The organism is Brevibacterium sp. SIMBA_078 (assembly GCF_046534565.1).
GTDB lineage: Bacteria > Actinomycetota > Actinomycetes > Actinomycetales > Brevibacteriaceae > Brevibacterium.
This window is the reverse complement of the sequence record NZ_JAWRYQ010000002.1, coordinates 456,427-471,708: the sequence shown is the minus strand read 5'-3', so window position 1 is coordinate 471,708 and position 15,282 is coordinate 456,427. Positions and strand designations below refer to the sequence as shown.

General features: G+C 62.1%; 20 protein-coding genes and 1 pseudogene. 14 read left to right on the top strand and 7 right to left on the bottom strand.

Annotated features, from left to right (window positions below; translation table 11 throughout):
• Positions 1 to 24 precede the first annotated feature (24 nt).
• The 6 genes and pseudogenes from SB749_RS10560 to SB749_RS10535 form a co-directional block, all read left to right on the top strand.
• Positions 25 to 306, top strand: coding sequence for a type II toxin-antitoxin system RelE/ParE family toxin (locus SB749_RS10560; RefSeq protein ID WP_410710290.1), 282 nt, complete (start codon positions 25 to 27; stop codon positions 304 to 306).
• On the top strand, positions 293 to 595 hold the full coding sequence (locus SB749_RS10555) for a HigA family addiction module antitoxin (protein ID WP_410710289.1): 303 nt from the start codon (positions 293 to 295) through the stop codon (positions 593 to 595). Before SB749_RS10560 ends, SB749_RS10555 begins: the two co-directional genes overlap by 14 nt.
• Positions 592 to 1,050, top strand: a complete 459-nt coding sequence (locus SB749_RS10550) for a phosphotransferase (RefSeq protein ID WP_410710288.1) — start codon at positions 592 to 594, stop codon at positions 1,048 to 1,050. Before SB749_RS10555 ends, SB749_RS10550 begins: the two co-directional genes overlap by 4 nt.
• Before the next feature lie 103 nt (positions 1,051 to 1,153).
• Positions 1,154 to 1,747: a hypothetical protein gene (locus SB749_RS10545; RefSeq protein ID WP_410710287.1), complete on the top strand. Its 594-nt coding sequence runs from the start codon at positions 1,154 to 1,156 to the stop codon at positions 1,745 to 1,747.
• Positions 1,740 to 2,180 carry a HEPN domain-containing protein gene (locus tag SB749_RS10540; RefSeq protein WP_410710286.1) on the top strand — a complete coding sequence of 147 codons (441 nt, stop codon included), beginning with the start codon at positions 1,740 to 1,742 and terminating at the stop codon, positions 2,178 to 2,180. Before SB749_RS10545 ends, SB749_RS10540 begins: the two co-directional genes overlap by 8 nt.
• A gap of 25 nt (positions 2,181 to 2,205) precedes the next feature.
• Positions 2,206 to 2,390, top strand: a pseudogene (locus SB749_RS10535) (DUF933 domain-containing protein); the annotation flags it as partial.
• Positions 2,391 to 2,843: 453 nt separating this feature from the next.
• On the opposite strand, the gene SB749_RS10530 reads toward SB749_RS10535, so the two are convergent.
• Positions 2,844 to 3,884 (bottom strand): methionine synthase, encoded by a 1,041-nt coding sequence (locus tag SB749_RS10530; RefSeq protein ID WP_410710285.1) that lies wholly within the window; start codon positions 3,882 to 3,884, stop codon positions 2,844 to 2,846.
• A 17-nt stretch (positions 3,885 to 3,901) separates the two neighbouring features.
• Positions 3,902 to 4,894, bottom strand: coding sequence for a putative oxygenase MesX (locus SB749_RS10525; RefSeq protein WP_410710284.1), 993 nt, complete (start codon positions 4,892 to 4,894; stop codon positions 3,902 to 3,904).
• A 123-nt stretch (positions 4,895 to 5,017) separates the two neighbouring features.
• On the opposite strand from SB749_RS10525, the gene SB749_RS10520 reads away from it, so the two are divergent.
• The gene (locus SB749_RS10520; RefSeq protein ID WP_139907516.1) at positions 5,018 to 5,965 is read left to right on the top strand and encodes a LysR family transcriptional regulator; all 948 of its coding nucleotides are present in this window, start codon (positions 5,018 to 5,020) and stop codon (positions 5,963 to 5,965) included.
• Between the two features lie 312 nt (positions 5,966 to 6,277).
• Here the strand turns inward: SB749_RS10520 and SB749_RS10515 are convergent, their stop codons facing one another.
• A complete protein-coding gene (locus tag SB749_RS10515) occupies positions 6,278 to 7,132 on the bottom strand; it encodes an NAD(P)H-binding protein (protein WP_410710283.1) in 855 nt (284 codons plus the stop codon).
• A 167-nt stretch (positions 7,133 to 7,299) separates the two neighbouring features.
• Between SB749_RS10515 and SB749_RS10510 the strand changes: the two genes are divergently transcribed.
• The 4 genes from SB749_RS10510 (at position 7,300) to SB749_RS10495 (ending at position 10,510) form a co-directional block, all read left to right on the top strand.
• Positions 7,300 to 7,893 (top strand): TetR/AcrR family transcriptional regulator, encoded by a 594-nt coding sequence (locus SB749_RS10510; RefSeq protein ID WP_410710282.1) that lies wholly within the window; start codon positions 7,300 to 7,302, stop codon positions 7,891 to 7,893.
• 252 nt (positions 7,894 to 8,145) lie between these two features.
• Complete coding sequence (locus SB749_RS10505; RefSeq protein WP_410710281.1) at positions 8,146 to 9,330, top strand: alpha/beta hydrolase; 1,185 nt, start codon at positions 8,146 to 8,148, stop codon at positions 9,328 to 9,330.
• A 255-nt stretch (positions 9,331 to 9,585) separates the two neighbouring features.
• Entirely contained in the window at positions 9,586 to 9,906 is a 321-nt protein-coding gene (locus tag SB749_RS10500) for a DUF1801 domain-containing protein (protein WP_410710280.1), read from the top strand.
• Positions 9,907 to 10,069: 163 nt separating this feature from the next.
• A complete protein-coding gene (locus SB749_RS10495; protein ID WP_410710279.1) occupies positions 10,070 to 10,510 on the top strand; it encodes a YtoQ family protein in 441 nt (146 codons plus the stop codon).
• A 91-nt stretch (positions 10,511 to 10,601) separates the two neighbouring features.
• Here SB749_RS10495 and SB749_RS10490 read toward each other — a convergent pair whose 3' ends face one another.
• A complete protein-coding gene (locus SB749_RS10490; RefSeq protein ID WP_410710278.1) occupies positions 10,602 to 11,075 on the bottom strand; it encodes a phage tail protein in 474 nt (157 codons plus the stop codon).
• Positions 11,076 to 11,249: 174 nt separating this feature from the next.
• Here SB749_RS10490 and SB749_RS10485 point away from each other — a divergent pair, with 174 nt between their 5' ends.
• Genes SB749_RS10485 through SB749_RS10475 form a run of 3 tightly spaced genes read left to right on the top strand, consistent with a single transcriptional unit; the run spans position 11,250 to position 13,649 of the window.
• Positions 11,250 to 12,221: an alpha/beta hydrolase gene (locus SB749_RS10485; RefSeq protein WP_410710277.1), complete on the top strand. Its 972-nt coding sequence runs from the start codon at positions 11,250 to 11,252 to the stop codon at positions 12,219 to 12,221.
• Between the two features lie 34 nt (positions 12,222 to 12,255).
• Positions 12,256 to 12,783 carry a GNAT family N-acetyltransferase gene (locus SB749_RS10480; protein ID WP_410710276.1) on the top strand — a complete coding sequence of 176 codons (528 nt, stop codon included), beginning with the start codon at positions 12,256 to 12,258 and terminating at the stop codon, positions 12,781 to 12,783.
• Positions 12,784 to 12,785: 2 nt separating this feature from the next.
• Entirely contained in the window at positions 12,786 to 13,649 is an 864-nt protein-coding gene (locus tag SB749_RS10475; protein WP_410710275.1) for a GNAT family N-acetyltransferase, read from the top strand.
• Between the two features lie 6 nt (positions 13,650 to 13,655).
• Here the strand turns inward: SB749_RS10475 and SB749_RS10470 are convergent, their stop codons facing one another.
• The 3 genes from SB749_RS10470 to SB749_RS10460 all read right to left on the bottom strand — a co-directional run bounded on the left by SB749_RS10470 (position 13,656) and on the right by SB749_RS10460 (position 15,269).
• Complete coding sequence (locus SB749_RS10470) at positions 13,656 to 14,150, bottom strand: mycothiol transferase (protein ID WP_410710274.1); 495 nt, start codon at positions 14,148 to 14,150, stop codon at positions 13,656 to 13,658.
• A 68-nt stretch (positions 14,151 to 14,218) separates the two neighbouring features.
• Positions 14,219 to 14,662: an alternative ribosome rescue aminoacyl-tRNA hydrolase ArfB gene (gene arfB / locus SB749_RS10465; protein WP_410710503.1), complete on the bottom strand. Its 444-nt coding sequence runs from the start codon at positions 14,660 to 14,662 to the stop codon at positions 14,219 to 14,221.
• Between the two features lies 1 nt (position 14,663).
• Positions 14,664 to 15,269 (bottom strand): 1-acyl-sn-glycerol-3-phosphate acyltransferase, encoded by a 606-nt coding sequence (locus tag SB749_RS10460; RefSeq protein WP_410710273.1) that lies wholly within the window; start codon positions 15,267 to 15,269, stop codon positions 14,664 to 14,666.
• Positions 15,270 to 15,282: the final 13 nt, after the last annotated feature.

Below are 15,282 nucleotides of genomic sequence, written 5' to 3'. Positions count from 1 at the left end.
CGTTATTCGTTATACACTGATCTCGTGATCAGATCGTTCGGCAACAAGGAGACCGAGCGGCTGTGGCGTCGTGAGCGCGTACGGTCGATAGATCCGAGGATCCATCGAGTCGCATTACGCAAGCTTCGTCAGGTGGGAACGGCGAAATTCCTCGAGGATCTACGCGTCCCGCCCGGCAATCGTCTCGAAGCTCTGAAAAGCGATCGAGCTGGGCGGCACAGCATCAAGATCAACGACCAATGGCGCATCTGCTTCGTGCGGACAGACGCCGGACCGGAGGAGGTGGAGATCGTTGACTGCTACTGACAAGATCGACCCGATCCACCCTGGGGAGGTCCTCATGGAGGACTTCATAGAAGGGTTCGGGATCACTCAGAACAAGCTCGCCGTGTCCATCGGTGTCCCGCCTCGGCGGATCAACGAGATCGTGCACGGCAAGCGCGGGATCACTGCGGACACCGCGCTGCGACTGGCGAAGTACTTCGGCACGTCGGCGGAGTTCTGGATCAACCTGCAGAGTCATTACGAGCTCGAGCGCGCGGAGGACCAGGCAGGTGAGCAGATCGCTTCGATCGTTCCGCTGCAGGTGGCGTGAACGGCGAGCACTCCGATCTGCTGGTCAGGGCGACGGAAGAACCGCTGGCGGATGGTCATGGAGGTCTCACGCCCTGGAACCTTCTGCTGGGTGAGCGCTGGGTATTTATCGACTGGGATGGTGCGGCTGCGGGTACCCGGTTGTGGGACCTGGCGTACTCCGCGCAGGCCTTCACGCTCAACGACACGTCTGTTGATCTCAACGTGGCAGGGCAGTCACTCCGCGCCTTTGTTGACGGGTACCGTGCGGAGGCGGAGCTGCTCAGCGTTATTCCTGACGTGTTGGCGCAACGAACCTGGGCGATGTACGAGATGCTTGGAGATGCTCATCGCGACGGAGCGGAGCCTTGGGGGACCACGTTTCTGAACGGCCACGGCGATCACTGGCGAGCGGTGGCTGAATATGTGGAGCGCGGAGTAGAGGTGTGGGGCGATGCCATCCGAGTCGGTCCGTGATGGTCGTCCGTGCCGGAACTCGGTGGAGTTCCGGTCCATCGAGTGATGCCCACACTCTTGCACTCTTGACTCTTCCTATAAGTGGAAGATATCTTCGTGTTCTATGAAGAATATCGCACCGCAGCTGACGCCTTTCGTGCGCTCGGATGCCGTTGGGGCGATTCTGGCCGAGACTCTCGGGCACCCTGAGCGGGAGTTTACGCTGGCAGAACTTGGGCGGCGCACGGACACGAGCGGCCCGGTCGTGCACCGCGAAGTGGGGCGACTGGTCGACTCCGCCGTGCTTCGTGACCGGTATGAGGGGCGAAACCGTCTCGTGAGTGCGAATGCCGACCACCCATTGTTCGCTCTGATGCGAGATCTGATCGCGGCGACCTACGGGCCGGTGCCGGTCTTGCGTGAGCTCTTCGACGGGATCGACGGGGTGGAGGAGCTGCTGATCTACGGATCTTGGGCCGCGCGCCGGTCCGGGGAAAGCGGTGAGTTTCCCAACGACTTAGACGTCCTCGTCGTGGGGGAGGCGCCGCGGAGGACGCTCTCGGGGATTGCAGCCGAAGCAGGTGACAAGCTCGACTTGCCCGTGAACATCACGCGTATCGCACCGGTTGACTGGAGCGCTGAGGACCCGTCGCCGTTCGTCTCGACGATTCGGTCACGCCCCTTAGTCGATGTGAGGTCCGGTGAGATCCTTGCCTGAGATCGTCAATCAGATGCTCGTGAACCGAAGACTGGAGCGTGTGGAGCGGAATCGCGAGCATGCGCTGGCTGTGGTCGTGACCGCAGAACGCCATATCCGTACGGCAGAGCTGCTTGCTGATACCGACGATCACGCGATGGCGTTCACAGCGGCGTACGATGGTGCGCGCAAAGCGCTCGTCGTGGTTCTTGCCGCCGAAGGGTTCCGTGTCCGACCCGTGGGCGGAGCTCATCGCAACACCGGGATCGCGGCAGCGGGCTTCGTCAACGGCAGTTCCTTGGGCGAGTTTGAGTGGATGCGTCAAGTTCGCAACGCGACTGAGTATCCCGACGACGATCGACCGACAGCGACGAACCAAGACGTGGCTGAAGCGATCGTCGCGGCCGTTCGGATCGTCGATGTCTGTGCCGAGTACGTGCGTGGCGACGGGTAGTCGACGAATTTGGGTGCAGTTATTCGCTCGCATCGGCTTCGACAGCCTCAGTCGGCAGACCTACCTGACGGCCGGGCCTAAGGAATCCCGTGCGTGGACGATTCCGAAGGGAGCCACCGCACTGAGGCGGCCGGAGTCATTCATACCGACTTCCAGAAGGACTGCAACATGGTCGACGGCGACGTCGTGGAGTTCCGGTTCGACGTCTAACGCAGCTGACTGACTCCGTCATGCGCTGGGTTCGATATCAGATCACTCGGCGGTAAGAAGACCGAGTGCATCTGGCATGAGCAGTTACGACAAAACGCATTGAACGCGCAGAACAAGCTCGCCGTGTCGATCGGAGTACCGCCGCGACGCATCGACTAGCTGCGTCGTGAGCGTCGAGCGCTGCGCGACAAGATCTCTGCGACCACACCTCCTCGTAGTCGCGCAGCCGTTCGACTCGTCGCGGAATCCGGTCTGCCGAAGGTTCCGCTTCAACGTCTGAGGCAAGCGTTGATAGGTGGGCGATCTCCGTTCTGCCCTGCGTCTGCGGCAGAGACTGGGGCACTGTGGCAACGACAGCTTGAGCTGTCAGTGCGCTTCCCGGGCTCAGAACGCTCGAATCATTGCGGAGAGACCCGACGGCTCGGGACATGGGCGGATGGAGTGCGGCGGCGGTCAGCCCCTTGACGCAATCAGTTCCTCGCGGACGATCGCTGTTCCTGCACTCAAGGCGCTCATCTTCGCGAGGGCGACGTCGCGCGCGAAAGGGGCCATGCCGCAGTTCGTGCTCGGAATGAGCTTGTCAGCGTCGGCGAACTTCAGTGCCTTGCGCAAAGTGGTGGCGACCTCCTCCGGTGTCTCGATGGTCTCATTTGCCACGTCGATGGCGCCGAGCATGACCTTCTTGCCGCGGATCAGTTCGATGAGGTCCATCGGGACATGGGAGTTGTGGCATTCGAGCGAGACGATGTCGAGGCTCGAGCGCTGCAGGAGGGGGAAGGATTCCTCGTACTGGCGCCACTCGGACCCGAGGGTCGTTTTCCAGTCGTTGTTCGCCTTGATCCCATAGCCGTAGCAGATATGCACTGCGGTCTCGGCCCGCAGACCTTCCGCTGCCCGTTCGAGCGCGGCGACTCCCCAGTCCTTCATCTCCTCGAAGAAGACATTGAATGCGGGCTCGTCGAACTGGATGATGTCCACTCCCGCCGCCTCCAGATCCTTTGCCTCCTGATTGAGGACCGTGGCGAATTCCCAGGCCAGCTTCTCGCGGCTCTTGTAGTGGTCGTCATAGAGTGTGTCGATCATCGTCATCGGCCCCGGCAGCGCCCACTTGATCGGCTGATCGGTCTGCTGGCGGAGGAACTTCGCATCGTCGATGAAGACCGGTTCCTCACGGCTCACGGCGCTGACGACTGTGGGTACGCTTGCGTCGTAACGGTCGCGGATCCGAACCGTCTTGCGCTTCTCGAAATCGACTCCGCTGAGATGCTCGATGAACGTCGTCACGAAGTGTTGGCGGGTCTGCTCTCCGTCGCTGACGATATCGATGCCGCGGTTGGTCTGCTCATGAGTCGAGATGCGCAGGGCATCGCGCCTGCCCTCGAGCAAGGCATCGCCCTGGAGGTTCCAGGGAGACCAGAGGGTTTCGGGCTGCGCGAGCCAGGACGGCTTCGGCAGACTGCCGACGATTGAGGTGGGCAGCAGCGGCTGGGTCATCGTTTCTTCTCCTGCGGTCATGCGACTGGGACGGGTCGGTCGGACGCCCACTGCTCGAGCATCTCTCGGTGCGGGTTGACGAAGAACTTCTCCGTGAACTTTCCCTGTCTGGTGCCGAGCTGGTTGCGTTCGACGCGATCATAGGTGACCGGCATCTCCGAGAAGTCGTGCCGGTCCAGCGTCGGCCGGTAGACCTCTCCGGCGGCGGTATTCGCGTTGTAGATCTCGGGCCGATAGATCTTCTGGAAAGTCTCCATCGTGCTGATCGTGCCGATGAGCGCCAGATCGGAATAGTCGCCGAGGAGGTTGCCGCGATGGTAGAAGGCCAGCGGTGCGACGCTGCCCGGCGGCATGAAATACCTCACCTGGAGTCCCATCTTCGCGAAGTAGTCATCGGTCAGCGAGTAATCGTCCTGCTGGTATTCGAACCCGAGAATCGGGTGGTGATTCTCGGTCCGACGGTACGACTTGCTTGTGGACACGCTGATGCAGATCACGGGTGCCGTCTGGAACCGTTCCCGATAGGCGGCAGAGTCGAGGAAGTGTTGGAATAGTTTGCCATGCAGATCACCGAAGTCATCGGGGACCGTGAACTCGGTTGCGGCCTCATTGGCAGCCGGCAGCCGCACGCTGAAATCGAAATCGCGGACGAAGGACGAGAAGTTGTTCCCCACGATCCCGGGATGACGTTTTCCAGTCAGTCTGTCGATGATCTGGATATCCAGGACTTCGAGCAGGGGGAACTCCTGTTCCCGGCCGCCCGAGGTGAAGTGAAGCCCTCCGGAGACGATGTCGAGTTCGAGGACATAGCGATCCCGATCGGGATTGTCCCAGGACGCGAGTTCGTTGAAGCGGCGATTGATAATGCTCAGAGCAGTGCGGAGGTTCTGCTGACGGTCCTCGCCCCTGGCGAGATTGGCGAAGTTCGTCGTCGCTCGGGTGCTCTCTGACGGCGAGTAGTCCTCGTCGAATCGAGTCGTGGTGATGCTGAATGAGAACTCAGGTGTCATGGAGGTCCAATTCGGTGGGTGTGCGGCCGGTTGTGGTCGCTGGCATGTCTGTGAGCCATCCTGCCCGTCCCCGGTGGTCATCGGGTAACTCGGGGGAACTATGGATTCCTATAGCCTTGATCTATGTCTCGAGGCCTGAAGAACATCACGCTGCTGCAACTCCAGTACTTCATCGAGGTCGCATCCGAGGGGTCGATCACCGCCGCCGCCGATCTCCTCTATGTCTCTCAGCCGACCATGTCTGCTGCGATGAAGGACCTGGAGACCCGTGTGGATCGCGCTCTGCTCGTCCGATCCGCTCGCGGGGTGACTTTGACTGACGACGGTGTGGAGTTCCTCGGCTATGCCCGGCAGGTCGTCGAACAGGTGGAACTGCTCGAACAGCACTACTTAGGGCGCCCACCGTCACGGCGTCTGCTCGGAGTCTCGGCGCAGCACTACTCGTTCGTCGTCGATGCTTTCGTTCGGATGGTCAAGGCCAGCGATGCTGCCGAGTACGAGTTCTCACTGCGAGAGACGCGTACCTGGGACATCATCGAAGACGTTCGCACGCTCCGCAGTGAGCTCGGCATCCTCTACCGCAACGACTTCAACAGGAAGGTCATCGACAAACTGCTGCGAGATTCGGGGCTTGCATTCCACCCGCTCTTCCTCGCCTCCCCGCACATCTTCATCTCTCGTACGAACCCGCTTGCCTCCCGCCACCGCGTCACCCTTGACGATCTCGCCGCCCTGCCGCGGCTCACTTTCGACCAGGGGGCGAACAACTCGTTCTCCTTCGCCGAGGAGATTCTCTCCACCCTGTCGAGCAAGCAGGAGATCCGGGTTTCTGACCGTGCGACCATCTTCAACCTCATGATCGGTCTCGACGGCTACACCATCTCGACGGGCATCATCAGCGACGATCTCGATCCGGCCATTGTCGCGATTCCACTCGAGGTCGAGGAACGCATCGAGATCGGCTGGATCGATCATTCCGGGATCCCGCTGACCGAACAGGCGCAACGCTACCTCGACGAAGTTCGGGCCGTCGTCGGCGGTTTCGGCATTGCGCTGCTCGATCAGCCGTGACCGAGGACAGCGCCGAGGCGGTCTCGAATAGCCGACGACTCGCTGCGCCCCTCGTTTGAAGACCACCTCGGTGCAGGGGCCGTGCTCTCTGGGGTTGCAGATCGCGGAACCCGCGAGGCGATGAGCCCTGGGGCCACGGCTGTCGCCGACCTACTCGAGCCAGCGAGGCCGCGTCTGACTCAGGCCCTGGCCGTATGCATCGGGGATCGAGAGCTGGAAGCGATGAGATTTCACTCCGACGTCGATATGACAGCCTCGTTGGACGTCTCATGGGTGGAACTCAGATCCGACGTCTAGCGGAGGGTGACCGTGTCACCGAGTATCGAGACCTTTCAACTGATCCGTGATGCTGCGGGGGCTGCGTCCCAGGAAGCGCGTGAGCGTGGGGTCCGAATCAGAGAAATGCCCGCTCCTCGTTGCCTGGAACATCGACAGGGTGAAACGCGCGACCTCCTCGGGCGTACCGCGGGAAATGGCGTCGGCCACCCACTTCTCGTCGTCCACGACGACGCGCTCGATTCGGCGTCCGGCGATCTCGGACGCGGAAGCGGCGAAATCCGCGAGGGTGACCGGCTCGGGCAACGTCAGGTCGATCGGGCCCTCGAACGGTTCATCCGCAGTCAGAACCGCAGCGGCGGCCTCCGCCGCGTCGCGGCGATCGATCCAGGAAAATGGTCCATCGGCGGGCATGGCGATCTCGCCGGTTTGCTCCCACGCACCGAGCAGCTGAGCCGGGTCTCCGTAGAAGCCGTTTCGCAACGAGGTCCAGGCTGCTCCCGATTCTGATAAATACTGTTCCGTGGCCGCATGGATTCCGAGCGGCGGGTAGGGAGTGTCGAAGCCTGCTCCGTGGGTGCTTGTGTACAGGATCCGCTGAGCCCCTGCATCGACGGCTGCGTCGATCGCCCTGCGGTGTTGTGCGACGACGTCGGCAGTAAGGTCGCTGGAGGACACCAGGAGAACCTGTTCGGCGTCCGCGAATGAATGGCGCAGAGCTGCTGGATCGTCATAGCTCCCCTGCCGGACGCGGACTCCTTGAGCGGCCAAATGGGTCGCACGCGAGGGATCGCGGACACTGACGCCGATCTGCCCAGGCGGAATCCGCTTCAGAAGATGGTCGAGAGTAGCTCCGTTGAGAGTGCCTGTCGCTCCGGTGACGATGATCATCTGACATTCCTTTCGTATGAACTGTGAGCTGACAGCGTGTTTCGTGCGCACGTCAGAGCTGCTGCAATGGCTGAAGTTGACCCGTGGGGTTAATTTGTGTGGTCCCATCCTGCACTAACTTGACTGCTATGATCAAGTTATTTGTCACCGCGGGAGGGAGCGTCATCGTGTCTGATCCAAGTGGTGTGAAGTCTCTCCGCTCGGATGCTCGCCGCAACGTCGACCGGATTCGACGTGCGGCGGCCCAGGTGTTCCGGGAGCAGGGGTTCTCTGCGCCCCTCGAGGAGGTCGCCGCTGTTGCAGACGTGAGCAAGGCGACGATCTTCAATCGGCTCGGCGGGAGAATCGGCTTGATTGATGCTGTCATCGACGAGGTTGTTGCGGTGGAACTGCGGACGGTCATCGAGGAGATGTGGTCCATCGACGAGATCCGAGAACGTATCCGCTCGTACATCTATGCGTTGCGTGACCTGCAGTATCGAGTTCCTGCGGTCAACGATGTTCTCCTCCAGCAGTATCGCGACTCCGAGCCGTTGCTGGCCCTGTGCCATGCCGGAACGGAATTCCATGACAGCCTTGTCGCTCAGGGGCACGCCGCCGGCGTATTGGTCCCCGACTTCACAGCAGAAGACTTCCAATCACTTGCCCGCGACAATGCTCTCGTCCTCAAACACGGGGGCCGACCGCCTCGAGCCGACTATGACCGCCGAACCGCATTCCAGCTCGGTGGGATCTGCAGATCGTCCAGCGTGCCCGACTAGCCTCGCGACCTCGATGAGGCTGACTCAGTGCAGGGAGTCTCCGCTAAATTCCGCTGCGCTCCCAGGGCCGTGGTCGCAGGCCGATTCATCTAGGTTGTGAGAATCGGACTGCGTTAGAGTGGCCCCTGGCGTCAGGAGGTGACCGCCACGATGAGATCTGCTGCAGAGGGAATCTCAACCCGAAAGATCGGAAGGCGAGGACCGAAGTTGACAGCCAGTAAGAATTCGTCACAGCCCGCGGTGCCTCAGCGCGTGACCAAAACAGTTCGGGCAACGGGCCTCATCCTCGCGCTCGTGCTCGGTGCGATCGCTGCGGTCATCGGCCTGGCATCGCTCGTTCCCGGGCTTGGCCCAGTCAGTTCCGCCGCTGCTCGGTTTGCGCCCACGATCGCGCCGATGGCGACTGTGGTCGGAGCGATTGTGTTTGGGTTGGGAATCGTCTGGCTGCGCCGAGGCCGTCGATGGACCGGAGCTGCAATGACAGGATTCGGAGTGGTGAGCACGATCGCGAATCTGGCGGTCGTCATTGTGCTCCTCGTTGCCATCACCTCGGCCGGTGGTTCGGTGAACCTGTTCACGGCGACGTTCGGGCTCTCGGCGATCGACTCGGCATCGCCTGATCGCAAGGAAGTGTACGACCAATCCAGCTCGGGCGATGACCTCTCCGTATCGATCTACGAACCGGAGAGAACGAAGGGGTCGGCCCCGACGATCATGTACGTCCACGGAGGCGGTTGGATTGCAGGCGAACCGGACGCAGCGAGTTCAGAGCTCCGTGAACTCGCTGATCACGGCTACCTGGTCGTATCGGTCGAATACGAACTCGCTACCCTGGATAACGCAACCTGGCAGAGCGCACCGTCGCAGGTCGCATGTGCGGCAAGCTGGATTCAGACCCACGCAGACGCGATCGGTGCGGATACCGATCGGCTTGCGTTCTGGGGCGAGAGTTCGGGCAGCAACATGGTCGCCAATACCGCTGGTGCCGCTGCGCAGGGCGACGCCGAATCGTCCTGCGGTGGGACGGTTCCGGTTCCGGCGGCGGTGATTGCCGACTACCCAGCGTTCGACGTGACGGGTCTCTACGAGAACGCACCCACCGGGCCAGGTGCGGGATCCGGCACGCGCCTGTTCGCGACCAGTTACACGGGTGGCACACCGGAGGAGTATCCGGAACGCTATGTAGTGGCCGATTCCGTTACGCATCTGAAAGCACCCGCGCCGCCGATGCTCATGATGACAGCGATGCGAGATGACGTGATCACCCCAACCGACCAGCTTTCATGGGCCGAATCGGCCCGAAGTCGTGGAGTCGACGTCAAAACCGTGAAAGTTCCCCTCGCCAATCATGCGTACACGCAGAAGGCGAAGAACTCAATCGGCAGCCAGGGACACCTGAGCATCGCAGAGGCCTACTTGTCCGAGCAGCTTCGCTAGGCACACGTCTATTGTGGATCTCAGCTGCCCGGGCGGGGAGGCGTCGATGCAGGTATCGTGGAAACCGGCAGTCACGTACGGTTGCCAGCACTTCCAGGTACCTAAGCCTGAATCATTGCGGAGAGCTCCGGTCGGCCCGGAACATGTCCAGATGGGGTGCGGCGCATTTCTGCGCCGTCTTCAACCGCCGGTGCGACACACCGGCTGACGTAAGGACATGACATCACGACCAAAGACGAGAAGAACCTGTCCCAGGTGACCGCCAAGATCGCGAAGATGGACGAGCCGGAGCGATCGCTCATGCAGCGAGTGCACGAGATCATCGTGACCGTCGCCCCGAGTCTCAAACCGCGGATCTGGTACGGCATGCCGGCCCATGCTCTGTCCGCGAGCACTCCTGCACTGGTGGCACTGCGCAATGACGAGCGGATCAACCTGGCCCTCACGGAAAAGGTCGAACTCACCCCAGCCGGTGGTTCCGACGGAACGCTGATGCCCGCCGCGTGGTACTTCGAGACCATCGACGAGGCCGCCGAGAAGCGCATCGCCGAGATCGTCAGGACGGCAACCTCCTGACGCTGACGATCGCCGGGGCCGAGCCCGCAGACGTCACTTCGTGCGATGTCTGTGACTGGGGCTCGGCCGCGCGGTCGGCGCTGAGCGTCTGACCTCCGATTGGCTATGGTGGTGCTTGAAGGGAAAGCAGTTCCATCTGCCATAAGTCTGAGGAGTGATCGACATGAGTTTCTCTGTCTACCTGTCCGGTGAGATCCACACCGGGTGGCGCGATGAGATCAAGCGCGGCGCCGAGGCAGCGGGTCTCGACATCGAATTCACCGCACCCGTGACCGACCATCCCGCCAGCGATGCTGCTGGTGACCACCTCGGCGAGAACGACAGCTCCTACTGGCGCGACCACCAGTCGTCCAAGGTCAATGCCATTCGCACTAGGACGCTGATCGAAAAGGCCGATCTGGTCGTCGTGCGTTTCGGGGATAAGTACAAGCAATGGAACGCCGCCTTCGACGCCGGCTACTGCGCAGCACTCGGCACACCCTATGTGACCCTTCACGATGCCGACATCGTGCATCCGCTCAAGGAAGTCGATGCCGAAGCCAAAGCCTGGTGCCAGACAACCGATCAGGTGGTCGAAACCCTGAAGTATGTCCTCAGAGACTGATCCTCAAAAAGGCTGAGCTCGACGAGCTGAGGCCGCGAATGACCGGATGGGAACCGATCGTTCGCGACCTCTGGCCTTGCGCGTCGTGACGCTATGGCAAGGGATGATCGCCCTTGATCTTGAAGAAGGATCCGCGGATCTCTCCGGCGAGCTTCGACTTCTGACGGGCGAACTTGAACGCCGACAGCTCGGGAGGAACGTCCATCCCTTCCGAAAGCTTGAAACCGACGGCCCGTTTGCCATCGTCTGCTCGCGTCCACAGGACATTGACTGCGAGCCCGGACTCATAGAAGACGTGCACCCAATAGATGCCGTCGACATCATTGACGCTGACTTCGAGAGCCGGCGAAGTCGGCACGATCTCACGCTCGCAGGCTAGGATCTCCTCCACCCAGTCCAGTGCCTCCTGTGCCTCGGCGGCCGGGGCCACTGTGAACGTGTGCTTGTACTTGTTGGAGAAGTACCGCGCCTCGTTGGCACGCAGACCAGCCAGCGCCTCGGCGACGGGGGAGGATTCGAGTCCCGCGGTGGAGACATCGGTGAATGAAACGGCTTCGAACGGCATGGGTCAAGGATATGCCCGAGGTGTTCGGCCGTACACGTCTGAATGCGAGAGTTGCTTGCCGATCCGTACAGAGTCGAGGTCCGAGACCTGCGATAGAGTATCGGCATCTCGGCGATTGTTCTGATTGCTATGGAATCTCGGTGTAGACGACGCAACTGACAAAGGAGTCCGGCTTTGGCCCTGCACGAAATCACTTTTCCCTCGAGCAACAACCGCGACACGATCAATGCTTGGCTCTACACTCCGACGACAGCCCCGAACGCCATGGTGCAGATCATCCACGGACTCGGCGAGCATTCTCGGCGCTACCTCCACCTCATTACGCCCTTGCTCGACGCAGGATTCGCCGTTGTCGCCGACGACCATGCCGGTCACGGACGTACGGCGATGGAATCCGGCATCTGGGCCGATGCCGGAGACGAGGCAGCCCGCGTCATCGTCGATGACGAGCTGACTCTGCAGGCGAAAGCCCGCGATATCCTCCCCGGAACGCCCTATATCGTCTTCGGCCACAGCTGGGGGTCGATGATCGCACGGGGAATGGCCTCACGTCCTGAATCCGAATTCACGGGTCTGGCTCTGTGCGGCATCGCCGCCCAGTGGCAGGGGATCGAGCGCGTCATCGACCGCAAGGACCTCGCCGAGGCGGCCACCGGCGACGACCGCGCGGACCCCGTGCCGGGCCACCTCGTCGATCAGTTCTTCGATGGGTTCCTCGACCGCTGTGGTCCCGATGCCGGCCCCACCTCCTGGGTCGCCCTCGACGAGGCGGTCGTCTCCGATCACGGCCGTGACCCGTTCAATAATTTCGGTGCGCCGATGAGTGCGCGATTCCTGCAGGGATTCGTCGATCTCTACGACGAAGCCAATGCCGAGACGTGGTATGCGACGATCCCTGCCGCTCTGCCGGTGCTCATCATCGCCGGTGACCAAGACCCCGTCGCGAACTACGGCGAAGGCGCCTACCACGTGGCCAACAGGCTTCGGGAGACCGGCCACGCCGACGTGCGCACCCGCGTATTCGCAGGAGTCCGACACGAAGTCCACAATGAACCGACCACCCGCGCCGAGGTGGAGGCGGAGATCGTCGACTTCGCTTCCCGCGTCAGCAATCGGCCACGGCCCGATCGAACGAACGAGAGCTGAATCCGTGAACCCGGCAGAGAGCTCGAACTGCAGCGTGAATTGGCCACAGGCGACACCCATCGTCACCGACAGGTTGCAGCTTGAGCCGCTCGAAGTCCATCATGCGCCGGAGATGGTGGAGACACTGTCCTCACTCGACCTGTACACCCATATCGGTGGGACGAGCCCGAGCCTGTCCGAACTCGAACGACTCTATGCACTCCAATCCGCAGGTGCCTCACCGACCGGTGACGCCGGCTGGCTGAACTGGATCGTTCGCGAAACGGCTGAGTCCGCTGCAGTCGGATATGTCCAGGCCACAGTGACAAGAGCCGAAACCGGTTATCAAGCCGACATCGCTTGGGTCATCGGAGTCGACAGCCAAGGGCAGGGATTCGCCACCGAGGCGGCCCGAGCCATGGTCGATTGGCTGGCGGATCACCTCGTAACTGTATCGCAAGCGGCCATCCAGCCTGACAACGCCGCCTCCGCCCGAATCGCTGATCGTCTCGGACTGCAACCGACCGACGAGATCGACGACGGTGAAGTCATCTGGCGCGCAGAGGCGAGGACAGAGGAATGACCATGTTGACACCGACTACGACGGACCTGCCGGACATCATCGACACGGTCACGTCCTGGCAGCGCGAAGGACTGCCCATCCAGGTTCATCCCGGCGACCTCGGCTGGTACCAGCGCTTCGGAGCCGAAGCGCTCGCCTCGGCCCTGAGGGTGTGGACGGTCGGTGACGAACCCGCGGCCGTCGGATTCCTCGACGAATCTGAACTCATCCGAATGGCCATCTCACCCGATCACGCCGATGACCGAGCGCTCGCTGAGGCGATCCTGGCCGACCTCAACGGAGACCTCACCGAACTGCTGCCGGCAGGGACAGGCATCGTCGAGGCCCGGTTCGGATCCGCCCTGCAACATACCCTCACCGAGGCGGAATGGGGATCTGACGAACCGTGGACCACTCTTCACCGAGACCTGAGCGAACCGATCCCACCCGTTACCCTGTGGATCGAAACGGTTGACCCCGACAGAGCAGATAACCGTATCGCCGACCGTATCGCGGTCGAATCCTCGGCTTTTCCAGGGTCCTCATTGACCGCGGACCGTTGGCGATCCATGGCCGACGGTCACGCTTACAAGCAGGCCAAATGTCTCGTCGGCTTTACCGCCGACGGCGCTCCAGCCGGTGCCGCAACCGTCTGGTCGGCCGGAGCCGGACGTCCAGGCATCATCGAACCACTCGGCGTCCACAGCGACCACCGGGGTCACGGATTCGGAGTCGAGATGACACTGGCCGCGGCCACTGCGCTGCGCGGGACGGGAGCCTCGAGCATCACCGTTGCCACTCCGTCATCGAACACCGCCTCAGTCGCCACCTACCGTGCGGCCGGGATGAGCATCCTCGGCGAAGTCAGGGATTTCTGTCGACCCTGAACCGAATCAAACAGTCGCACCTGCGATGAACGCCGCCTGCGCGACATGCTGGATCGCATCGTCGATGATCGAGACCATGCGAACTCCGCGAGTGACTGCCGGCGTCCAGTTCTCGTCGATGACTTCGTCGAAGTCATCCTCGGAGAGCGTCTTTGCATAGTCGGTGAACGCGTTCAGAGTAGCGGCGAGGTAGTCGACGAGCAGCTGTTGATCGTCGACCTTGATCTCTGCCGCCTGTTCGGGACTCTGTCCGTAGCCGAAGGTCTCGCCGATCTCGCCGAGATCGAACCGGTTCCGGAAGTCCTCCCACTGCTCGGGCTTGCCCGTGAGGGCTGAGAGCTGCACATCGATCTCTCGGCCGCTGTGCCAGAGCAGCCAGGCGATGGAATTCGGATGACCGCCGAGGTGGCTGTTGAGCTGTTCGGGGGAGAGGCCGGGCAGAGCTTGGGCTGCCTGGCGAGGACGCTGGGACAGGTCGGTGAGAATGTCAATGCTGTTCATATCGCCCATTCTGCTCTTCACAGCAACCGCTGTCACCACCGCCCATCAACCGCTGTCACCACCGGGGCTCAATCGAGACGGGGCCTGCGACGGTTGCGTTTGATCTCTGAACGCCGCTGTTCGGTCCGGACTCGGCGACGACGGGAATTGCGGGACGGCTTCGTTGCTCGCCTCTGCACCGGCGGAGCCAACGCTTCCCGCAGCAGCTGCGCTAGCCGTATGCGTGCGTCCTGACGATTCTTCAGCTGTGACCGCTGCTTCTCCGAAGTCACGGTCACCACAGTGCCCGACAGACGTGGTGCCAATCGACTGAGCACCCGCTCGCGTTGGACCTCGGTGAGGAAACTCGCAGAGGCCAGGTCGAGGCTCAGCTGCACCCGTGAATCGGAGGTGTTGACGTGCTGGCCACCCGGGCCGGAAGACCGGGAGAACTGTTCGGACAGGTCGGATGCGGGGATGACCAGCCCGGCGGGGATACCCGGCCCGGCGGGGACGCGCAGATCACCGTCCATCTCAGTTCGGCTCCGCTTCGCCTTCGCGATCGTCACCAGCGGAGTCTTCTTCGCGCAACCTCGGCGTGACCTGCAGGTGCGGTCGGATTCCACGCTTGTCGGCGTAGAATTCGCGGATCCGATCCATGTCCGCGGCGATGTCGCCGCTCATCTCCAGGGTCGGGCCCAGCCCCGTCGTCCGGGTCGCGGTATCCAGGTAGCCCAACGTGACGGGCATTCCCGTTGCCATCGCGATGCGATGGAACCCGGACTTCCAATGAGTATGCCCGCCGCGGGTTCCGTCTGGAGTGATGACGAGAGCGAAGACCTCCCCTTTACGCATACGGCCGACCACCTCGTCGACGATCTTGCTCGGATCCGACCGGTCGACGGGTATCCCGCCGAGTCCGCGCATTATCGGCCCACGCCATCCGGTGAAGAGGGAATGCTTGCCCAGCCAATGGACATCGACACGAAGGCGCCACGCGATCGCGAGCATCACGACGAAGTCCCAATTGGAGGTGTGGGGTGCCCCGATGAGGATCGTCGGACGATTCGGGGCGGGCTCGGTGACGAGCTTCCACTTGCTGAACGACCAGAAGGCGCGGGCGAGGAGGCGTCGGATCATGATCTCAACAGTA